Annotated in this window: 17 protein-coding genes; 1 reads left to right on the top strand and 16 read right to left on the bottom strand. The window is 64.5% G+C overall.

All coding sequences use genetic code 11. The features are described from left to right. Window positions 1-107 precede the first annotated feature (107 nt). Window positions 108-1649 (bottom strand): lysine--tRNA ligase, encoded by a 1542-nt coding sequence (lysS, locus tag PSQ39_RS13025; RefSeq protein WP_273927239.1) that lies wholly within the window; start codon window positions 1647-1649, stop codon window positions 108-110. Window positions 1650-1873: 224 nt separating this feature from the next. Between lysS and PSQ39_RS13020 the strand changes: the two genes are divergently transcribed. Continuing rightward, window positions 1874-2443, top strand: coding sequence for a YggT family protein (locus PSQ39_RS13020; protein WP_273927238.1), 570 nt, complete (start codon window positions 1874-1876; stop codon window positions 2441-2443). Between the two features lie 15 nt (window positions 2444-2458). Here the strand turns inward: PSQ39_RS13020 and chrA are convergent, their stop codons facing one another. From chrA to dnaK, 15 genes are all read right to left on the bottom strand, one after another. Further along, window positions 2459-3817, bottom strand: coding sequence for a chromate efflux transporter (gene chrA, locus PSQ39_RS13015; protein WP_273927237.1), 1359 nt, complete (start codon window positions 3815-3817; stop codon window positions 2459-2461). A gap of 89 nt (window positions 3818-3906) precedes the next feature. After that, window positions 3907-4779 carry an acetyl-CoA carboxylase, carboxyltransferase subunit beta gene (gene accD, locus PSQ39_RS13010; RefSeq protein WP_273927236.1) on the bottom strand — a complete coding sequence of 291 codons (873 nt, stop codon included), beginning with the start codon at window positions 4777-4779 and terminating at the stop codon, window positions 3907-3909. A gap of 26 nt (window positions 4780-4805) precedes the next feature. Beyond that, window positions 4806-5624, bottom strand: a complete 819-nt coding sequence (gene trpA, locus PSQ39_RS13005) for a tryptophan synthase subunit alpha (protein WP_273927235.1) — start codon at window positions 5622-5624, stop codon at window positions 4806-4808. After that, window positions 5621-6904: a tryptophan synthase subunit beta gene (gene trpB / locus PSQ39_RS13000; RefSeq protein WP_273927234.1), complete on the bottom strand. Its 1284-nt coding sequence runs from the start codon at window positions 6902-6904 to the stop codon at window positions 5621-5623. Before trpB ends, trpA begins: the two co-directional genes overlap by 4 nt. Further along, on the bottom strand, window positions 6882-7610 hold the full coding sequence (locus PSQ39_RS12995; protein ID WP_273927233.1) for a phosphoribosylanthranilate isomerase: 729 nt from the start codon (window positions 7608-7610) through the stop codon (window positions 6882-6884). Before PSQ39_RS12995 ends, trpB begins: the two co-directional genes overlap by 23 nt. Next, window positions 7607-8440, bottom strand: a complete 834-nt coding sequence (truA, locus tag PSQ39_RS12990; protein ID WP_273927232.1) for a tRNA pseudouridine(38-40) synthase TruA — start codon at window positions 8438-8440, stop codon at window positions 7607-7609. The genes PSQ39_RS12995 and truA overlap by 4 nt, the downstream gene beginning before the upstream one ends. A 29-nt stretch (window positions 8441-8469) precedes the next feature. After that, a complete protein-coding gene (locus tag PSQ39_RS12985) occupies window positions 8470-11031 on the bottom strand; it encodes a FimV/HubP family polar landmark protein (RefSeq protein WP_273927231.1) in 2562 nt (853 codons plus the stop codon). 226 nt (window positions 11032-11257) lie between these two features. After that, complete coding sequence (gene asd, locus PSQ39_RS12980) at window positions 11258-12394, bottom strand: aspartate-semialdehyde dehydrogenase (RefSeq protein ID WP_273927230.1); 1137 nt, start codon at window positions 12392-12394, stop codon at window positions 11258-11260. An 81-nt stretch (window positions 12395-12475) separates the two neighbouring features. Continuing rightward, entirely contained in the window at window positions 12476-13564 is a 1089-nt protein-coding gene (leuB, locus tag PSQ39_RS12975; protein WP_273927229.1) for a 3-isopropylmalate dehydrogenase, read from the bottom strand. A 75-nt stretch (window positions 13565-13639) separates the two neighbouring features. After that, window positions 13640-14290 (bottom strand): 3-isopropylmalate dehydratase small subunit, encoded by a 651-nt coding sequence (leuD, locus tag PSQ39_RS12970; RefSeq protein ID WP_273927228.1) that lies wholly within the window; start codon window positions 14288-14290, stop codon window positions 13640-13642. A 12-nt stretch (window positions 14291-14302) separates the two neighbouring features. Then, entirely contained in the window at window positions 14303-14431 is a 129-nt protein-coding gene (locus tag PSQ39_RS12965; protein ID WP_273927227.1) for an entericidin A/B family lipoprotein, read from the bottom strand. Between the two features lie 11 nt (window positions 14432-14442). Beyond that, window positions 14443-15864, bottom strand: coding sequence for a 3-isopropylmalate dehydratase large subunit (leuC, locus tag PSQ39_RS12960; RefSeq protein WP_273927226.1), 1422 nt, complete (start codon window positions 15862-15864; stop codon window positions 14443-14445). A 35-nt stretch (window positions 15865-15899) separates the two neighbouring features. After that, a complete protein-coding gene (locus tag PSQ39_RS12955) occupies window positions 15900-16943 on the bottom strand; it encodes a LysR family transcriptional regulator (RefSeq protein WP_273927225.1) in 1044 nt (347 codons plus the stop codon). A gap of 185 nt (window positions 16944-17128) precedes the next feature. Next, window positions 17129-18262, bottom strand: a complete 1134-nt coding sequence (gene dnaJ, locus PSQ39_RS12950) for a molecular chaperone DnaJ (protein ID WP_273927224.1) — start codon at window positions 18260-18262, stop codon at window positions 17129-17131. An 89-nt stretch (window positions 18263-18351) separates the two neighbouring features. Next, complete coding sequence (dnaK, locus tag PSQ39_RS12945; protein WP_273927223.1) at window positions 18352-20298, bottom strand: molecular chaperone DnaK; 1947 nt, start codon at window positions 20296-20298, stop codon at window positions 18352-18354. Window positions 20299-20347 lie beyond the last annotated feature (49 nt).

The raw sequence follows: 20347 nt of genomic DNA, 5'->3' as shown, positions 1-20347 counted from the left end.
TGCTAGGCTGAATTCCCGGCTTGTCACGTCAAATTCCGAGGTGAACCCCGTGCTTTTCACACGAGCCTGTCTTTTTTACCGGACATGCTCGTGTGGGGGCTGGGGGCTCAGCCCTCGCGGCGCAAGGCCGGGAACAAGATCACGTCGCGGATGCTGGGGCTGTCGGTCAGCAGCATCATGAAACGGTCGATGCCGATGCCGCAGCCACCGGTGGGCGGCAGGCCGTATTCCAGGGCGCGAACGAAGTCGTGGTCGTAGAACATGGCTTCGTCGTCGCCGCTGTCCTTGGCGGCCACCTGGGCGTGGAAGCGCGCAGCTTGCTCTTCGGCGTCGTTCAGCTCGGAGAAGCCGTTGCCGAATTCGCGGCCGGTGATGTAGAGCTCAAAGCGCTCTGTCACTTCGGGGCGGGCGTCGTTGGCGCGGGCCAGCGGGGAGATTTCGGTCGGGTGCTCCATGATGAAGGTGGGCTGCCACAGCTTTTCTTCCACGGTTTCTTCAAAGAACAGCACCTGCAGGCTGGCCAGGCTGCGCGTGGAGAGCTTGTTCTTCTCCTCGTTCATGCCCAGCTTCTTGAGGTTCTGGATCAGCCAGGCCGCGTCGTCCACTTGAGCGTCCGCCGTGTGCTTGATGATGGCTTCGCGGATGGTCAGGTGCTCGAAGGGCTGGGCCAGGTCCACCGGCTTGCCTTGGTAGGTCAGCTGCAGCGTGCCCACGGCCTTTTGGGCAGCGTCGCGGATGAGGGCTTCGGTGAAGCCCATGAGGTCCTGGTAGTTCCAGTAGGCCGCATAGAACTCCATCATCGTGAACTCGGGGTTGTGGCGCACCGAGATGCCTTCGTTGCGGAAATTGCGGTTGATTTCGAACACGCGCTCGAAGCCACCGACCACCAGGCGCTTGAGGTAGAGCTCCGGCGCGATGCGCAGGTACATCTCTTGGTCCAGCGCGTTGTGGTGGGTCACAAACGGCTTGGCATTGGCGCCGCCCGGGATGGGGTGCAACATGGGGGTTTCGACTTCCAGGAAGCCGTGCTGCACCATGAATTCACGGATGCCGCTGACCGCCTTGCTGCGCGCTGCAAAACGCTTGCGGGCGTGTTCGTCGGTGATCAGGTCGACGTAGCGTTGGCGGTACTTTTGTTCCTGGTCGCTCATGCCGTGGAACTTGTCCGGCAGCGGGCGCAGGCTCTTGGTCAGCAGGCGCAGCTGCGTGATCTTGATCGACAACTCGCCCGTCTTGGTCTTGAACAGCGTGCCCACAGCGCCCACGATGTCACCCAGGTCCCAGTGCTTGAAAGCGGCATAGGCCTCGTCGCCCATGGCGTCGCGCGTCACGTAGAGCTGGATGCGGCCAGTGCTGTCTTGCACGGTGGCAAAGCTGGCCTTGCCCATGACGCGCTTGAGCATCATGCGGCCGGCCACGCTGACGGTGACGGGTTGGGCTTCCAGGCCTTCGGCCTCGGAGTGGCCGTAGGCGGCGTGCAGGGCATCGGCGTGGTGGCCGGGCTTGAAGTCGTTCGGGAAGGCCACGCCTTCGCCGCGTGCCTGGGCTTCGCGCAGCGCTTTGAGCTTTTCGCGGCGTTCGGCGATCAACTGGTTGTCGTCCTGGGCGGAGGCTGCGTGGGCTGGCGTGGCGTGTTGGTTGTCAGACATGGGCAAAAGGGTCGGTGACCGGCTCTGGAAAGGTCCGGGAAGTGGGGCCACAGCGTGGCCAAACCGCCTATTTTAGTTTTTTGCCGCGCCCCTGGGGCGTCCCGGTGCTGATGAGGCGCAGAAAGTCCGCAGAAGAGGCCTCAGGGCTGGGCTGTGGCCAGGGCCATCCGCCCGATAATGGCGCCGACGTGGCACTGCTCGCCGCGATGGAGGGTGCCCGGATCATGCTTTACCAAATTGCCTCGTTTTTGCTCGACGTCCTGGCCGGCCTGGTGGGCGGCGCCTGTTTGCTGCGCTGCTACATGCAACGCCAGCGTGTGCCCTTTGGCAACCCCATTGGCCGACTGGTGTTTGCCTTGTCGGACTGGCTGGTGATGCCGCTGCGCCGGGTGGTGCCTGCCGTGGGGCGTTGGGACCTGTCCAGCGTGCTGGGGGCCTTTTTGGTCGAGCTGCTGCAGTACCTGCTGCTGTGGCTGCTGTTGGGCATGCACACCAGCCCCGTGAGCGTGCTGGTCTTGGCCTTGTTTGGCCTGCTGCGCCTGACGCTGACGGGGCTGACCGGGCTGGTGATTGTTTTTTCCATCATGTCCTGGGTGCAGACGCACAGCCCGGTGTACGACCTGCTGGCGCGTCTGTGCGACCCCTTGCTGCGGCCGTTCCGGCGCTTGATTCCGCTGGTGGGTGGGGTGGACCTGGCGCCGCTGGCCTTGCTGGTGGCGCTCAATATTGGTTTGATGGTCTTGGCCAATGTGCAGAGCGCGGTGTTGATGGGGTTTCAAGGCCCGGGGTTCTGACACCCCTGGGGCGCTTCAGCGCAGCGCCCAGACGGCCAAGCCGGCCAGTGCTGCGCCGGCCACCACGGCCATCACATGGCTTTTGAGTCGCACCAGGGCCACCAGTGCCAGCACCGCGATCAAGGCGGCAGGCCACTCGAAGGGTCCCGCCCAGCCCTGAGGCCAGAGGGCATGCCAGGCAAAGAACAAGGCCAGGTTCAGGATCACCCCCACCACCGCCGCCGTGATGCCGGTCAGGGGTGCGGTGAAGCCCAGCTTGCCGTGGGTGGATTCAATGAACGGTCCGCCCAGGAAGATGAAGATGAAAGAGGGCAGGAAGGTGAAAAAGGTCACCACGCAAGCCCCGGCCACCCCGGCCAGCAGCAAAGCCTCGGGGCCATACAGCGCCTGGTTCCAGGCCCCGACAAAGCCGACGTAGGACACCACGATGATCAGCGGTCCTGGGGTGCTTTCACCGAGGGCCAGGCCGTCCATCATTTGGGCCGGCGACAGCCATTGGTAGTGCTCCACCGCCCCCTGGAACACATAGGGCAGCACCGCGTAAGCGCCACCAAAAGTCAGCCAGGCCGCCTTGGTGAAAAACCAGCCCATTTGGGTCAGCGTGGCCTCCCAGCCCAGCAGCGCGACCAAGGCGCCCAGGCCCAGGCTCCACAAGGCCAGCCCCGCCAGCAACACCCGGCCAAAGCCGGCCCAACCGAAGCGTGCGTGGGGCGGTGTGGGCGTGTCGTCATCGATCAGTGCGCGTCGTGGCGGCGCCTTGGCGGCGCTGCCATGTCCGCCGCCCACGGCAAAGGCGCCCGGTGCGTAGCGGCCCCCCAGCCAACCGAGCGCGGCGGCCACCAGCACGATGGCCGGGAAGGGCACTTGCAGTGCAAAAATCGCCACAAAGGCCAGCACTGCCATGCCTTGCAGCAGGCGGTTCTTCAGGGTGCGGCTGCCGATGCGCCAGGCGGCTGCCAGCACGATGGCGATCACCGCAGGCTTGATGCCGTACAGCAGCCCACTGACCGCAGGCAGGTCACCAAAGCGCATGTACAGCGCCGACAACACGATCAGCAGCAGCAAGGAGGGCAGCACGAACAGGCCGCCCGCGACCAGCCCGCCCCAACGCTTGTGCAGCAGCCAGCCCATGTAGGTGGCCAGTTGCTGCGCCTCGGGGCCGGGCAGCAACATGCAGTAGTTGAGGGCATGCAGGAAGCGCTTCTCTGAGATCCAGCGCCGCCGCTCCACCAGTTCCTCATGCATCAGCGCGATCTGTCCGGCCGGCCCGCCAAAGCTGACGCAGCCCAGCTTGAGCCAGTACCGCAGTGCTTGCCAAAAAGTGGGGGCGAGCGGCGCGGCGTCCGCGCATGCGTTGGGCTGAGTGGGTGTCATGGTGGGGGCCCCGTGGGGAGGTCACTGCTGGGGCCGTGACGCCCAAAAGAAAAGGCCCCGAAAGGCCTTTGTTGTGGGGCTCTGTTGCTTCAGAGCACGGCGTCAGCGGGCTGGCGCTGCAGCATGGCCAGGGCGCTGGCCACGGTCTTGCGCAGCTCACGGCGGTCGCAAATGAAGTCGACGGCCCCCTTGGTTTGCAGGAACTCGGCGCGTTGGAAACCCTCCGGCAGCGTCACGCGCACGGTGGATTCGATCACGCGCGGGCCCGCAAAGCCAATCAAGGCCTTGGGTTCAGCGATCACGATGTCACCCACGAAGGCAAAGCCCGCGCTGACGCCGCCCATGGTCGGATCGGTCAGCACGCTGATGTAGGGCAGGCCCTTCTTGGCCAGGCGGGTCAGGGCCGCATTGGTCTTGGCCATCTGCATCAGGGACAGCAGGCCTTCTTGCATGCGCGCGCCGCCGGTGGCGGTGAAGCAGACAAAAGGCACTTTTTGCTCAATGGCGTTTTCGACGCCGCGCACAAAGCGCTCGCCGACCACGGAGCCCATCGACCCCCCCATGAAATCGAACTCAAAGCAGGCGGCCACCAGGTTGATGCTGTGCACAGCACCGCCCATGACGACCAGGGCATCGGTCTCGCCGGTGTTCTCAAGCGCTTCTTTGAGGCGCTCGGGGTACTTGCGGCTGTCCTTGAACTTCAGGGCGTCGACCGGGATGACTTCCTGGCCGATTTCGTAGCGGCCTTCGGCGTCCAGGAAGGCATTCAAGCGGGCTCGGGCCCCGATGCGGTGGTGGTGGCCGCAGGTGGGGCAGACGTTCTGGTTGTGCTCCAGATCGGTTTTGTAGAGAACGTTCTCACAGCTGGGGCATTTGATCCACAGGCCTTCGGGCACGCTGCGGCGCTCGCTGGGGTCGGTGTGTTGGATCTTTGCCGGAAGCAGTTTTTCGAGCCAGCTCATGCTTTTCTCCTTGGTGCCAGGCCGGGTCAGGCCTGGCTTTGGTTCAATGCCGATCGGATCTCGCTCAGGAAAGCGCCGCAGGCGGCCAGCGCTTGTTCGCGCGGGAGATCTTCGATCAGCTGGATGATCTTGCTGCCAATGACCACCGCGTCAGCGACGCGGGACACGGCCACAGCGGTTTGGGCATCGCGGATGCCGAAGCCCACGCCCACCGGGATTTTGACATGCCGGCGGATGCGGGGCAGCGCGGCCTCGACTGCGTCGGTGTCCAGGTGGCCTGCACCCGTCACGCCCTTGAGCGAAACGTAGTAAACGTAGCCGGTGGCCACTTCGGCCACTTGGGCAATGCGCTCGTCCGTGCTGGTGGGGGCCAGCAGGAAGATCAGGTCCAGGCCTGCGTCCTTGAGGCGGGCCGCGAAATCACGGCATTCCTCAGGCGGGTAGTCGACGATCAGCACACCGTCCACGCCCGCCGCCGCGGCATCGCGGATGAAGGCGTTGGCGCCATGCTTCAGGTCATAGCATTCGACCGGGTTGGCGTAGCCCATCAGCACCACGGGGGTGTTGTTGTCGCGTTCGCGGAAGGTCTTGACCATGGCCAGCACATGCGAGGTGCTAATGCCGTAGGTCAGGGCTTTTTCGCCCGCACGCTGGATCACCGGACCATCGGCCATGGGGTCCGAAAACGGGACCCCCAGCTCGATGATGTCCGCGCCCGAGGCCACCATGGTGTGCATCAGGTCGGGCGTGATGTCGGCCTGCGGAAAGCCGGCCGTGACGTAAGGAATCAAGGCCTTGTGGCCGCGTGCTTGCAGGGCAGCCAGGGTGGATTGAATGCGGCTCATCGGATCACCTGCATGGCGTGTTCGGCGCCTTTGACGGATTGGCCGCGGCAGCTGGGGCGGCAGAAGAATTCAGCTTGGCTCAGGTCGGCCACGGTGCCGATGTCCTTGTCGCCACGGCCCGAGAGGTTGACCAGGATCGACTGATCCGCCCGCATGGTCTTGGCCAGCTTCATGGCGTAGGCCACAGCATGGCTCGATTCGAGCGCAGGGATGATGCCTTCGGTGCGGCACAGGTAGTGGAAGGCCTGCAGGGCTTCGCTGTCGGTCACGCCCACGTACTCGGCGCGGCCAATGTCCTTCAGGTAGGCGTGCTCGGGGCCCACACCGGGGTAGTCCAGGCCGGCGCTGACGCTGTGCGTCTCGGTGATCTGGCCGTGCTCGTTTTGCAGGATGTAGGTGCGGTTGCCGTGCAGCACACCCGGGCTGCCTTTCTGCAGCGAAGCCGAGTGCTTGCCGCTGTCCAGGCCTTCGCCCGCAGCTTCGACGCCGATCAGGCGGGTCTTCTCGTGCGGGATGTAGGGGTGGAAGATGCCCATGGCATTGCTGCCACCGCCCACACAGGCGATCACCGCGTCGGGCTGCTCCGCCGCCATGTGCAGTTCTTTGAACAGCGAGGGCATTTGGGTCAGGCACTCTTCGCCGATCACGCTCTGGAAGTCGCGCACCATCATCGGATACGGGTGTGGGCCCGCCACGGTGCCGATGATGTAGAAGGTGTTTTCGACGTTGGTGACCCAGTCGCGCATGGCTTCGTTGAGCGCGTCTTTGAGCGTCTTGCTGCCCGAATCCACCGGCACCACCTTGGCGCCCAACAGGTGCATGCGGTAGACGTTGGGGCTTTGGCGCTTGACGTCTTCGCTGCCCATGTACACCACGCATTCCAGGCCATAGCGTGCGCAGATCGTGGCCGTGGCCACGCCGTGCTGGCCAGCGCCGGTTTCGGCGATCACACGGGGCTTGCCCATGCGTTTGGCCAACATGGCCTGGCCGATGGTGTTGTTGACCTTGTGGGCACCGGTGTGGTTGAGGTCCTCGCGCTTCAAGAAGATCTGCGCGCCGCCCATTTCACGGCTCATGCGGGCCGCGTGGTAGACCGGTGAGGGGCGACCCACGAAGTGGGCCAGCTCATAGCGGAATTCTTCTTGGAAGGCCGGGTCGTGCTGGTATTTGGCATACGCCTCGCGCAACTCGACCAGCGCATGGGTCAGGGTTTCGCTGGCAAAACTGCCGCCGTAAATGCCGAAGTGACCGCTGGGGTCAGGTTGTTGGTAACTGAACATGGGAAGAAGCCTTAGCAAGCTGTTCGTCCGCGGCACGCACGGCGGCGACGAACTGGAAGATCTTTTCGGGAGACTTGATGCCCTTGGACACCTCGACCCCCGAGCTCACGTCAACGGCCAGGGACCAGCCCCGGGGCCGCACTTGCAAAATGCCATCGGTCACGTTTGCAGGCGTGAGTCCACCAGACAAAACGAGGTGAGAGTTGACGCTTGGAGGCAGGAGTGACCAATTGAATGTTTTGCCGCCGCCTCCGTAGCCGTCCACATGGGCGTCTAGCAGGATGGCGCGGGCTTCCTTGTAATCAGCTGCGTATTTTACGAGGTCAAAGGCCGGGGCATCCGAACCGAGGGGAATTCGGGCGGCCCGCAGCCAAGGGCGTTGACCCAAAGCGGCAGTTTGCGCGCATTGGGCTGGGCTTTCGTCACCGTGGAATTGGATCACCGCACCCGGCACCTGCGCGCAGGCGGCCTCAACCTCGGCGGCGGGGCTGTTCACGAACAGCAGCACCGGGCTGACAAAGGCCGGCAGGCGGCGGGCCAATTCAGCCGCGCGTGCGGGGCTGACGTAGCGCGGGCTGGGGGGATAGAGCACAAAGCCCACCGCGTCGGCACCGCTGGCGACGACGGCGTCCAGGTCTTCTTCACGGGTCAGGCCGCAGATTTTGATGCGGGTGCGGGGCAGGGTAGGGGCGGGGAGCGTGGTCATGGCAGCCAGTCAAAAGCGGGGGTGCGTTCAGGCAGGCCCCATTCTGGGCCATAGACCGGGCCGGAGAAGTACAGGCCATCGGGGGCAAAAGTGGGCGCGGCCGCGTCGCGCGAACGTGCGGCCAGCACGTCGGCCATCCAATGGGGCGGCTTGAGGCCCTGGCCCACTTGCAAGAGGCAGCCCATGATGTTGCGGATCATGTGGTGCAAGAAGGCATTGCCCTCGAATTCAAAACGCCAGTAGCAGGCCTCGAATTGGTGGGCGGTGTCGTCTTGCGCGTCGTACTTGGGCCGCGCAGGCCGGCGGTGAATTTGAATTTGGTACAGCGTCTTGACGGGTGTCAGCGCTTGGCAAGCCGAGGCCCGGAAGGAGCTGAAGTCATGCTCGCCAATCAACAGGGCTGCGGCTTCTTGCATGGCCTGGTGGTTGAGCTTGCGAAACACCCAGCCCACGGACTGGGCCTCCAAACTGGGACGCACCGGCGACTGCAGCAGCACATACACATAGCGCCGGCGCAATGCACAGGCGCGCGAATGGAAGGCCTGTGGCACCTGACGCGCCCATTGCACGGCGATGTCACGCGGCAAAAAAGCATTGGTGCCGCGCACCCAGGAGGCATCGGGGCGTTGCGCGTAGGTGTCAAAGTGCACGACCTGCATCAGGCCGTGCACGCCCGTGTCGGTGCGGCCCGCGCACAAGGTGCTGATGGGCTGGTCGACGAACTTGGACAGCGCTTTTTCCAGCGCGTCCTGCACGGTCGGCACGGTGGCCTGGCTTTGCCAGCCCGCGTAAGCGCTGCCCCGGTAACTGACGCCGAGGGCCATCCGCACGGGGGGGCGGAGCTCGGTCCAGGGCCCTTTCAAGCCAGTTGCTCGAGCAGACGCTCGGCTTTGGTCTTCAGGCTGCCCGTGGCTTCGGCAATGACTTCCTCGACCAGGGCGCGGGCACCATCGGCGTCGCCAATGGCGTTGAATTCTTCAGCCAGCGCCAGCTTGGTGGCCAGCGGATCTTCCGGCTGCAGGTCCTGGTCGTCGTCGAAGTCATCGAGCGTCGGGGCCTCGGGGGTGGCTTCGGCCGCGGCGGGCGGCTCCTGGGCTGGGGTGGAGTTTTCCAGCTCCAGCGACAGCGAATCCAGGTCGAATTCGATCATGCCGGCATCGGTGGCCGGGGCCTCGGGTTCAGGCACCAAGCGAGCCGGTTCCGTGGCATTGCTGCTGGGGAAGTCCAGCTCTTCGGTGAGGTCGATGCCCGGGCTTTCCAGCGCAGGTTGAGCCTCCAGGGCCGCGGCCTGGGTGGCCTGGTTCAGGCTGTCGGCGAAGCTTGGTGCAGGCGGTTCGAGGTCCAGGCTCAAATCACCAAAGGGGTCATTCGGGGGCGGCGGCGGCGAGGCGCTGGGCGGGTCGTCGTCCAGCGGCAGGTCCAGGTCGAGGTCCAGGTCCAAGTCGCCTGAGACCGGGGAGGGCATGGTGGGCGAACTGAAGGGGATCGAGTGCGATTCTTCAAGCGCGACGGGAGCGGGTTCCCCATCGGAGAACAGGGTGTTGCTGGGGTCCAGTTCACGGCCCAGATCACGGATGCGGTCCCATTCCGGCCCTTGGCCCTGGGTGATTTTGTAGGCTTCCAGCGCCAAGGCGTTGAAGGCCACCAGGTCGCGGCGCTTGGCGTAGATTTCGGCCAGCTTGGCATGGATGGCCGCGCGGGTCGGGTTGGTCTTGAGGGCTTCCTTGAGGATTTCCTCGGCCTGCAGGTCGCGGCCGTAAGCCAGGTAGACGTCGGCTTCTGCCACAGGGTCCACGTCACCGGCATCGAGCTGGCTGGGCGAGTAGGCCATCGAGGACGAGCCGGTGGTGGAGTCACGGGTGTCCACGCGCTGGCCGCCGCTGGCACCGAAGAATGAATCGGGCTGGAGGCGGCTTTCCAGGAAGGAGCTGTCCACATGGCCAGCACGGCGGCGCTTGAGCCAGCGGTACAGACCCAGGCCCGCGAGCAAGGCCAGGATGCCGCCGCCGGCCGCCATGGGCACGAGGGGGTCTTCGCCCAGGTAGCTGAGCACGCTGGTTTCGGCCTCGGGCTCTGCGGTGGTGGGTGTCGCGGGCGCGGGTGGGGCCTTGGGCGGCGCGGGCTCCACCACGGGTGCTGCCACGGGCACGACCACACTGGGCGTGGCTTCGGGCGCACTGGCGGGTGCGCTGGGGGCCTCGACAGCGGCCGCGGGGGGCGTGGCGGTGCTGGGCGTGTCGGTCGCCTTGGGCGTGCTGGCCGCCGCGATGGTCGGGGTGACGCTGCTGCTGATCTTGTTCAGATCGCTGAGGTTCTTGTTGAGCTCAGCCAGTCGCTCGGACTGGGCTTTGGCCTGCTTGTCCTCGGCGATCTTCTGCTCGGCTGCAGCGCTGTCCTTCTTGTCGGCCAGTGCGCCCTTGGACAGGGTCAGTTTGTCAGGGGCCGCTGCATTGGATTTCTTCTCGTCAACCTGGGTTTGCACCTTGCCGCTGGCGCTGCGCTCAGCCGGCGCCACCTCGACCGAGGGGGCTTGGGTGGCCAGCTTGCGCCGGAAGTCGTTGAAGTCTCGGCTTTGGGCCTGGATCAGCTGGCGTGCCTCGGCGGCGGGCACGGCTTCCGCGACGGATGCTTCGGGGATGTCCAGCACGGCGCCCGCTTTGAGCCGGTTCACGTTGCCGCGCAGGAAGGCATCGGGGTTGGCGCGCATCAGCGCCACCAGCATCTGGTCCAAAGAGACCTGATTGGGCTTCACTTGGGCGGCAATGCGGCCTGCGGTGTCGCCTTGTTTGACCACCACCGTGTTGCCACTCGGCGCTGGCGCGGGCGTGGGCGTGGCTACCGTGGGGGCCTTGACCACCGGTCGCACCGGTGCCGGCGTGGCTGCCGCTGCAGGGGGCGGGGCCAACACCACGGGGGGGGCGGAGCGCACCGCTGCACTGGGGCTGGACGGCGCTGCAGCGCTTTGGGCCGGGTTCACGGGGGGCGGTGTCTGACGCGCCGAGGGCGGGTCGAACAGCAAGGTGTAGTCGCGGACGATGCGTCCCGAGGACCAATTGGCCTCCAGAATCAGGTCGACAAAGGGGTCGCTGACGATGCGGTCACTCTTGATTTGCAGCACGGCACGGCCGTCAGCGCGGCGCACCACATCGATGTTCAGGCCTGACAGGGCGCTGTTGTATTCAAAGCCCGCCGTGCGGAAACTGGCCGGCGACGCGGGAGTGGCGCGCAGGCTGTCGAACTCGGCGGGGGTGATGTCGGGCAGGTCGATTTCGGCCCGCAGTGGTTCGCCCAGGGCGGATTGGACCGTCAGCCGGCCCAGGGCCAGGGCGTGAGCGTCTGCACCCCACAGCCCTGCTGTGCTGGCCAGCAGGGCGGCCAGTGCGGTGCTCTTCCACCGGTTCGTTGATGCAGATGGTTTCATGCTTGGATGCCCGGGTGCAGGTCGAACGTCAGGTCTCTATTCCACATGTGTAACTTGGCCCGGACTCAAATAATGAAAAAGCACCATAGCATCAAGGCCTTATTCAGACAAGCTGAGGTGGCCTCTTAGCTGCTTCGCGGCGATGCACGAGCCAGAACGAAACGGCTGGACGTTGTCAAATCACAACGTCCAGCCGCCCCAAGCGCCCGTCTTGTAACAGCGCTTCTTAGGCGTCGAGCAGGATGCGCAGCATGCGGCGCAGCGGTTCGGCCGCGCCCCACAGCAGCTGGTCACCGATGGTGAACGCACCCACGTACTCTGGGCCCATGGCGAGCTTGCGCACGCGGCCGACCGGGATGGTCAGGGTGCCGGTCACGGCCACCGGGGTCAGGTCCTGGATGGTGGCTTCGCGGGTGTTGGGAACGACCTTGGCCCAAGGGTTGTCGGCGGCGATCATGGCTTCGATGTCGGCCACGGGCACATCCTTCTTGAGCTTGAAGGTCAGGGCTTGGCTGTGGCAGCGCATCGCGCCCACGCGCACGCAGAAACCGTCGACCGGGATGGCCGGGGCGCTGAAGCCTTCGCCAATGCCCAGGATCTTGTTGGTCTCGGCCATGCCCTTCCACTCTTCACGGCTGACGCCGTTGCCCAGGTCCTTGTCGATCCAGGGGATCAGCGAGCCGCCCAGGGGGACGCCAAAGTTGGCGGTTTCCGAGGCGCTCAAGCTGCGTTGCTTGGCGATGATCTGGCGATCGATTTCCAGGATGGCGCTCTTGGGGTCGTCGAGCAGGTGCTTGACTTCGGCGTTCAGGGTGCCGAACTGGGTCAGCAGTTCGCGCATGTGCTGGGCGCCGCCACCCGATGCGGCTTGGTAGGTCTGGGTGGACATCCACTCGACCAGACCGGCCTTGTACAGCGCGCCCACGCCCATCAGCATGCAGCTCACGGTGCAGTTGCCACCGACCCAGTTGTTGCCGCCCTTGGCCAAGGCGTCCTTGATCACCGGCAGGTTGACCGGGTCCAGGATGATGACCGCATCGTCCTTCATGCGCAGGGTGGAGGCGGCATCGATCCAGTGGCCGTTCCAGCCCGCAGCGCGCAGCTTGGGGAAGACTTCGGTGGTGTAGTCACCGCCTTGGGCGGTGAGGATGATGTCGCAGCGCTTGAGCGCGTCGATGTTGTAGGCGTCCTGCAGGACGGTTTCGTTCTTCGCTTGCGCCGGGGCTTGGCCGCCAGCGTTGGAAGTCGAAAAGAAAATGGGTTCGATCAGGCCGAAGTCGCCTTCCGCCGTCATGCGGTCGATCAGCACCGAGCCGACCATGCCGCGCCAACCCACCAAACCTACGAGATTACCTACCTTCATCACATTGCCCTTTCAGAAAAACGAAATCTTCTTGTCCCCGGCTCGTCGGGCCGGGGAGGGCGTGACGAACCGGGCTACTGCTTAGCCTTTAATGGTCGTCTTGGTAATGGCAGCCACCACGGCATCACCCATCTCGCGGGTGCTGACCTTGGTGGTGCCTTCCGAGTAGATGTCAACGGTTCTGAGGCCAGCAGCCAGCACCGATTGCACCGCAGACTCGATTCGGTCGGCGGCTTCGGCTTGGTTGAGGGAGAAGCGGAGCATCATGGCAGCGGACAGTATTGTAGCCAAAGGATTGGCGATGCCCTTGCCGGCGATGTCGGGGGCGCTGCCATGGCTCGGTTCGTACAGGCCTTGGTTGCTCGAATTCAGGCTGGCCGAAGGCAGCATGCCGATGGAGCCGGTCAGCATCGCTGCCTCGTCAGACAGGATGTCGCCGAACATGTTGCCGGTCACGACCACGTCGAACTTCTTGGGCGCCTTGACCAGTTGCATGGCCGCGTTGTCCACGTACATGTGGTCGAGTTCGACGTCGGGGTACTGCTGGCCCACTTCGATCATGATGTCCTTCCAGAATTGGAAGGTCTCGAGCACGTTGGCCTTGTCCACGCTGGTCACGCGCTTGCTGCGCTTGCGGGCGGCCTGGAAGGCCACGTGGGCGATGCGCTCCACCTCGGGGCGCGAATAGCGCATGGTGTCGAAGGCTTCTTCGGCGCCTGGGAAGTGGCCATCAACGGCGGTGCGGCGGCCGCGCGGTTGACCGAAGTAGATGTCGCCAGTCAGCTCGCGGATGATCAGGATGTCCAGGCCAGCGATCAGCTCGGGCTTCAGGCTGGAGGCGCCCACCAGTTGCTCGTAGCAAATGGCGGGACGGAAATTGGCGAACAGACCCAGGTTCTTGCGCAGGCCCAGGATGGCTTGCTCGGGGCGCAGCGGGCGGTCGAGTTTGTCGTATTTCCAGTCGCCGACGGCGCCGAACAGGATGGCGTCAGATTCTTTGGCCAGCTTCAGGGTCGACTCGGGCAGCGGGTGGCCATGGGCTTCGTAGGCCGCGCCGCCGACGAGGGCGGTTTCGGTTTCAAACTTCAGGTCCAGAACGTTCAGGACCTTGACCGCTTCGGCCACGATTTCGGTGCCGATGCCGTCACCGGGCAGGATGGCGATTTTCATGAGAGAGCACTTTCAAAGGGCTGGCGGTGCCAGCCGATAAACAAAACAGCGAAAACAGAACAGGGGGAGGGCAGCTCAGCCGACCATGGTCTGGGCCAGCCAGGGCTTCTTGGCCAGGCGTTCGGCTTCGAAGGCCTTGATCTTGTCGGACTGGCGCAGGGTCAGGCCAATGTCGTCAAAACCGTTGAGCAGGCAGTACTTGCGGAAGGCGTTGACCTCGAAGGGGATTTCCTCGCCTTGCGGGCGCACGATGACCTGGCGCTCCAGGTCCACCGTGAGCTGGTAGCCCGGGAAGGCCAGCACTTCGTCGAACAGCTGGGCCACGGTGGCCTCGGGCAGCTGGATGGGCAACAGGCCGTTCTTGAAGCTGTTGTTGAAGAAGATGTCGGCAAAGCTGGGCGCAATGATCGAGCGGAAGCCAAACTGGTCCAGCGCCCAGGGGGCGTGTTCGCGCGAGGAGCCGCAGCCAAAGTTCTTGCGCGCCAGCAGGATGGAGGCGCCTTGGTAGCGCGGCTGGTTGAGCACGAAGTCGGGGTTGGGTTTGCGGCTGGCCGGGTCCTGACCCGGCTCGCCGTGGTCCAGGTAACGCCATTCGTCAAACAGGTTGGGGCCGAAGCCGGTCTTGCGGATCGACTTCAGGAACTGCTTGGGAATGATGGCGTCGGTGTCGACGTTCTCGCGGTCCATCGGGGCCACCAGGCCCTTGTGCACGGTGAATTTCTGCATGGTGTTCTTCTCTTACTTCTTGGCCGCGTTTTCAATCGCCGTGCCGGCTTTTTGGACGTCGGTGCCCAGGCCCTTGACGGTGTTGCAACCCATCAGGGCAACCAGGGCGGTGAGGGTCAGGACGGTGGTGAGGCGGTTCATGGCGGGCTCCTTCAGGCGAATTGACGGACGTCGACAAAGTGGCCGTGCACCGCCGCAGCGGCGGCCATGGCCGGGCTGACCAGGTGGGTGCGGCCCCCGGCGCCTTGGCGGCCTTCAAAGTTGCGGTTGCTGGTGGAGGCGCAGCGTTCGCCGGGTTCCAGGCGATCGGCGTTCATGGCCAGGCACATCGAGCAGCCGGGTTCGCGCCATTCAAAGCCGGCGGCCTTGAAGATCTGGTCCAGGCCTTCGCGTTCGGCCTGTTCCTTGACCAGGCCCGAGCCCGGCACGACCATCGCCACCTTGATGTTCTTGGCCACTTTCTGGCCCAGGCGCTTGACCACGGCTGCGGCCTCGCGCATGTCTTCGATGCGGCTGTTGGTGCAGGAACCAATGAACACCTTGTCGACGAAGATGTCGTTCAGGGCCTTGCCGGGTTCGAGGTTCATGTAGGTCAGGGCGCGTTCGATGGCGCCGCGCTTGTTGGCGTCCTTTTCCTTGTCGGGATCTGGCACACGGGCGTCAATGCCCAGCACCATTTCGGGCGAGGTGCCCCAGGTGACTTGCGGCACGATCTCTGCAGCGTCCAGTTCGACCACGGCATCGAACACGGCATCCGCGTCCGAGTGCAGGGTCTTCCAATAAGCGATGGCTTGTTCCAGCTCGACGCCGGTCGGCGCCAGGGGGCGGCCCTTCACGTACTCGATGGTCTTGTCATCCACGGCCACCAGGCCGGCGCGGGCGCCGCCTTCGATGGCCATGTTGCAGACCGTCATGCGGCCTTCCATGGACAGGGCGCGGATGGCCGAGCCGGCGAATTCGATGGTGTAGCCGGTGCCGCCCGCGGTACCGATCTTGCCAATGATGGCCAGCACGATGTCCTTGGCCGTGACGCCCTTGGCGACCGTGCCTTCGACCTTGATCAGCAGGTTCTTGGCCTTTTTGGCCAGCAGGGTTTGCGTGGCCATGACGTGCTCGACTTCGCTGGTGCCGATGCCGTGGGCCAGTGCGCCGAAAGCGCCGTGGGTGGAGGTGTGCGAGTCACCGCAGACCACGGTCATGCCGGGCAGGGTGGCGCCGTTTTCCGGGCCGATGACGTGCACGATGCCTTGGCGCTTGGACATGAAGGGGAAGAAGGCGGCCGCGCCGAATTCCTTGATGTTGCTGTCCAGCGTGGTGATCTGTTCTTTGCTGATGGGGTCGGTGATGCCGTCGTAGCCCAGCTCCCAGCCCGTGGTCGGGGTGTTGTGGTCGGCGGTGGCGACGATGGAGCTCACGCGCCAGACCTTGCGGCCGGCCTCGCGCAGGCCTTCAAAGGCTTGCGGGCTGGTGACTTCGTGCACCAGGTGGCGGTCGATGTAGAGGATGGACGTGCCGTCTTCTTCGGTGTGAACGACGTGTTCGTCCCAGATCTTGTCGTAAAGGGTGCGTCCCATGGTGTTTTCTCTGGTCTTTCGTGAGGAATTGAATTTTAGGCGGGCAGGGCCTGCGCCCTGGCCGGGGCGTTGTTGGGGGCCACGTTGGGCGGTGCACTGGCCGCGGCGGTGTCGGTGATGGCCGTGGCGCGCTGCAGGGGCTCGGGCTGGCGCGGTGGCTGGCTGGCGCGCAGGTGCTCGGCCAACAGGCGGGCCGTCATGGGCAGGGCTTGGAAGTCGCGCGCCACGATGCGCAGTTCACGGTGTGCCCACTCGTCCGTCAGGCGCACGGCTTGCAACTGGCCCACGCCCTGCATCAATGCGAAGGCGCGGTCGGGCAGCACGCCCACGCCCAGGCCGTTATCGATCATGCGGTACATGGCGTCCAGGCCGGTGACTTGGATGCGCAGCTTGAGGGGCCGGCCGGCCGCCGCTGCGGCCTGCTGCATGGCCAGGCTGATGCTGCTGTTGGCGTGCAAGCCCACGATGTCGTGGTCCAGCACATCGGCAAAACTGGCTTCGGTCTGGCCGGCCAGCGGGTGCTCGTGCGGCAGTACCAGCACCAGGCGGTCTTCACGGTAGGGCAAGGTCTGCAAGGGGGTGCCGATGCTGGCGCTGTCGCGCACATGGCAGATCCCCAGGTCGGCGGCACCCTCGCTGACGGCCTGCATCACGTCGGGGCTGAGGTGTTCTTCCAGGTCGATCTTGATCTGCTCGTGCTCGCGCGTGAAGGCGCCCAGGTCTTCGGGCAAGAATTGCACGATGGCCGAGATGTTGGCGTGGATGCGCACATGGCCGCGCACGCCATCGGCGTACTCGCTGAGCTCGCCCTGCATTTTTTCCAGGCCATACAGCACGGTGCGGGCATGGTGCAGCAGGCTCTCGCCGGCGGGCGTCAGGCGCACGCCCCGGCTGTGGCGGTACAGCAGCTGGGTGTCGACCGTGGCCTCCAGGTCGCTCAGGCGTTTGCTCACCGCCGAGGCGGCAATGAACTCGCGCTCGGCCGCCTTGCCGATGCTGCCCAGCTCGCACACGGCGACAAAGAGTTGCAGCGAGGTGAGGTCGATCCGGCGGGCAAAGTTGCGCTCTGAGCTTTTCATGGGGGGCTTTGATTCATCTCGGTTGAAGATGAATTATCTATTTTCTCTGGGTTTTTGGCCTTCTGAATTCTCCATCGACGATGGCTGCCTTCTTTGCCATCTCCGCAGCGGGCGGCAAAAGCCGGGCGGCAGGCGTGAAAAAGCCCGCGCAAGGCGGGCTTGGGGGTGGCGGCTCGGCGCGGTGATCAGCTGAAGAAATTCTTCAGGCGATCGGTCCAGCTGTCGCCGCTGGGCGAATGTTTACCGCCGCCTTTTTTGAGCGACTCTTCGAGTTCGCGCAGCAGCTTGCGCTGGTGCTCGGTCAGCTTGACCGGCGTTTCGACCGCGATGTGGCAGTAGAGGTCGCCAGGGTAGCTGGCGCGCACGCCCTTGATGCCCTTGCCGCGCAGTCGGAACTGCTTGCCGGCCTGGGTGCCTTCGGGGATGTCGATGGCGGCCTTGCCTTGCAGGGTCGGCACTTCGATCTCGCCACCCAGGGCGGCGGTGATGAAGCTCACCGGCACCGAGCAGTGCAGGTCGTCGCCGTCCCGCTCGAAGATGTCATGCTTCTTCAGGCGGATTTCGATGTACAGGTCGCCCGGCGGTCCGCCATTGGTGCCGGGTTCGCCATTGCCCACGCTGCGGATGCGCATGCCGTCGTCAATGCCGGCAGGGATTTTGACTTCCAGCGTCTTTTGCTTCTTGATCTTGCCTTGGCCGTGGCAGACCGTGCAAGGTTCAGGAATGACCTTGCCACTGCCGCGGCAGGTCGGGCAGGTTTGCTGCACGCTGAAAAAGCCCTGGCGCATTTGCACGCTGCCTTGGCCGTTGCAGGTGCCGCAGGTCTTGGCGCTGGTGCCGGGCTTGGCGCCCGAGCCGTGGCAGGTGTCGCAGCTGTCCCAGCTGGGGATGCGGATTTGGGCATCCTTGCCGCGTGCCGCTTCTTCCAGGGTGACTTCCATGGCGTAGCTCAGGTCGCCGCCACGGTAGACCTGGCGGCCCCCGGCGCGGCCACCACCGCGTTGCTGGCCGAACATGTCGCCAAAGATGTCGCCGAAGGCCTCGGCAAAGCCGCCATAGGCTTCGCCGCCGGGGCCGCGCATGTTCGGGTCCACGCCGGCGTGGCCGTGCTGGTCATAAGCGGCCCGCTTTTGCGGGTCGCTGAGCATTTCGTAGGCTTCCTTGGCTTCCTTGAATTTCTCCTCGGCAGCTTTGGCTGCATCACCCTGGTTGCGGTCAGGGTGGTGCTTCATCGCGAGCTTGCGATAAGCCTTTTTGATTTCTTCATCCGAGGCCGTCTTGCCGACGCCCAGGATTTCGTAAAAGTCTCGTTTAGCCATTGGTTTTCCGAGCCGGTTTCAACACAAACGCCGCGCAGGGCCCCGGAAGGGGCACAGCGCGGCGGGCCATGCAGAAAGGCGAGGGGCGATCAGCCCTTCTTCACTTCCTTGACTTCGGCGTCCACCACGTTGTCGTCAGCGGGCTTGGAAGCAGATTCCGCGCCAGCGGCGCCAGCAGCTTCGGCGCCACCTGCGGCAGCGGCTTGAGCGGCTTGTTCAGCGGCGTAGACCTTTTCGCCCAGCTTTTGGCTGGCGGTCATCAGGGCGTTGCTCTTGTCGTCGATCGCGGCCTTGTCGTCACCCTTGAGGGCTTCTTCCAGGTCCTTGATGGCGGCTTCGATCTTGTCCTTGTCACCGGCGTCGAGCTTGTCGCCATGCTCGCCCAGGCTCTTCTTGACGCTGTGCACGGTGGCTTCGGCCTGGTTGCGGGCTTGCACCAGTTCGAGCTTTTTCTTGTCGTCGGCCGCGTTGAGTTCGGCGTCCTTCACCATCTTTTGGATTTCTTCTTCCGACAGGCCGGAGTTGGCCTTGATGGTGATCTTGTTTTCCTTGCCCGTGCCCTTGTCCTTGGCGCCGACGTGCAGGATGCCGTTGGCGTCGATGTCGAAAGACACTTCGATCTGGGGCACGCCACGCGGTGCGGGCGGGATGCCTTCGAGGTTGAACTCGCCCAGCAGCTTGTTGCCCGAGGCCATTTCGCGTTCACCTTGGAAGACCTTGATGGTCACGGCCGGCTGGTTGTCGTCGGCGGTGGAGTAGGTCTGGGCAAACTTGGTCGGGATGGTGGTGTTCTTCTGGATCATCTTGGTCATCACGCCGCCCAGGGTTTCGATGCCCAGGGACAGGGGGGTGACGTCCAGCAGCAGCACGTCCTTGCGGTCGCCCGACAGCACTTGGCCTTGGATGGCGGCGCCGACGGCCACGGCTTCATCGGGGTTCACGTCCTTGCGCGGGTCCTTGCCGAAGAATTCCTTGACCTTCTCTTGCACCTTGGGCATGCGGGTCATGCCGCCGACCAGGATCACGTCGTCGATCTCACCGACCGACACGCCAGCGTCCTTGATGGCCATGCGGCAAGGGGCGATGGTGCGCTCGATCAGTTCTTCAACCAGTTGCTCCAGCTTGGCGCGGGTCAGCTTGATGCTCAGGTGCTTGGGGCCCGAAGCGTCGGCGGTGATGTAGGGCAGGTTCAGGTCGGTGGCGGCCGAGGACGACAGCTCGATCTTGGCCTTTTCGGCGGCTTCCTTCAGGCGTTGCAGGGCCAGCACGTCCTTGGACAGGTCAACGCCTTGTTCTTTCTTGAACTCGGTGATGATGTAGTCAATGATGCGTTGGTCGAAGTCTTCGCCACCCAGGAAGGTGTCGCCGTTGGTGGACAGCACTTCGAATTGCTTCTCGCCGTCGACGTCGGCAATTTCGATGATCGAGACGTCGAAGGTACCGCCGCCCAGGTCATACACGGCGATCTTGCGGTCGCCCTTTTCGGTCTTGTCCAGGCCGAAGGCCAGTGCGGCTGCGGTCGGCTCGTTGATGATGCGCTTCACGTCCAGGCCGGCAATGCGGCCAGCGTCCTTGGTGGCTTGGCGCTGGGCGTCGTTGAAGTAGGCCGGTACGGTGATCACGGCTTCGGTCACGGCTTCGCCCAGGTAGTCCTCGGCGGTCTTCTTCATCTTGCGCAGGATGTCGGCCGACACTTGTTGGGCGGAAATCTGCTTGCCGCGCACTTCCACCCAGGCGTCGCCGTTGTCGGCGGCCACGATGGAGTAGGGCATCAGGTTGATGTCCTTTTGCACTTCTTTTTCGGTGAACTTGCGACCGATCAGGCGCTTGATAGCGTACAGCGTGTTCTTGGGGTTGGTCACGGCCTGGCGCTTGGCCGAGGCGCCGACCAGCACTTCACCGTCTTCTTGGTAGGCCACGATCGACGGCGTGGTGCGGGCACCTTCCGAGTTTTCGATCACCTTTGTGGTGTTGCCTTCCATGATGGACACGCAGCTGTTGGTGGTGCCCAAGTCGATACCGATGATTTTTCCCATGATTTACTCCTGTATTTTGGCTTGCCAGCAGGCTGGACCCGCGGCTTGG

Source organism: Curvibacter microcysteis, assembly GCF_028649455.1.
GTDB classification, from domain to species: Bacteria; Pseudomonadota; Gammaproteobacteria; order Burkholderiales; family Burkholderiaceae_C; genus Curvibacter; species Curvibacter microcysteis.
This window is presented reverse-complemented; position numbering and strand designations above follow the sequence as displayed.

Excerpts from the sequence above, each read along its gene's own strand:
- chrA (WP_273927237.1), bottom strand. The coding sequence starts at position 3,817 with ATGACACCCACTCAGCCCAACGCATGCGCGGACGCCGCGCCGCTCGCC.
- PSQ39_RS12955 (WP_273927225.1), bottom strand. The coding sequence starts at position 16,943 with ATGAAAAGCTCAGAGCGCAACTTTGCCCGCCGGATCGACCTCACCTCG.
- PSQ39_RS12995 (WP_273927233.1), bottom strand. The coding sequence starts at position 7,610 with ATGACCACGCTCCCCGCCCCTACCCTGCCCCGCACCCGCATCAAAATC.
- trpA (WP_273927235.1), bottom strand. The coding sequence starts at position 5,624 with ATGAGCCGCATTCAATCCACCCTGGCTGCCCTGCAAGCACGCGGCCAC.
- PSQ39_RS13020 (WP_273927238.1), top strand. The coding sequence starts at position 1,874 with ATGCTTTACCAAATTGCCTCGTTTTTGCTCGACGTCCTGGCCGGCCTG.
- PSQ39_RS12985 (WP_273927231.1), bottom strand. The coding sequence starts at position 11,031 with ATGAAACCATCTGCATCAACGAACCGGTGGAAGAGCACCGCACTGGCC.
- PSQ39_RS12965 (WP_273927227.1), bottom strand. The coding sequence starts at position 14,431 with ATGAACCGCCTCACCACCGTCCTGACCCTCACCGCCCTGGTTGCCCTG.
- asd (WP_273927230.1), bottom strand. The coding sequence starts at position 12,394 with ATGAAGGTAGGTAATCTCGTAGGTTTGGTGGGTTGGCGCGGCATGGTC.
- trpB (WP_273927234.1), bottom strand. The coding sequence starts at position 6,904 with ATGTTCAGTTACCAACAACCTGACCCCAGCGGTCACTTCGGCATTTAC.
- dnaJ (WP_273927224.1), bottom strand. The coding sequence starts at position 18,262 with ATGGCTAAACGAGACTTTTACGAAATCCTGGGCGTCGGCAAGACGGCC.
- leuC (WP_273927226.1), bottom strand. The coding sequence starts at position 15,864 with ATGGGACGCACCCTTTACGACAAGATCTGGGACGAACACGTCGTTCAC.
- leuD (WP_273927228.1), bottom strand. The coding sequence starts at position 14,290 with ATGCAGAAATTCACCGTGCACAAGGGCCTGGTGGCCCCGATGGACCGC.
- dnaK (WP_273927223.1), bottom strand. The coding sequence starts at position 20,298 with ATGGGAAAAATCATCGGTATCGACTTGGGCACCACCAACAGCTGCGTG.
- accD (WP_273927236.1), bottom strand. The coding sequence starts at position 4,779 with ATGAGCTGGCTCGAAAAACTGCTTCCGGCAAAGATCCAACACACCGAC.
- leuB (WP_273927229.1), bottom strand. The coding sequence starts at position 13,564 with ATGAAAATCGCCATCCTGCCCGGTGACGGCATCGGCACCGAAATCGTG.
- lysS (WP_273927239.1), bottom strand. The coding sequence starts at position 1,649 with ATGTCTGACAACCAACACGCCACGCCAGCCCACGCAGCCTCCGCCCAG.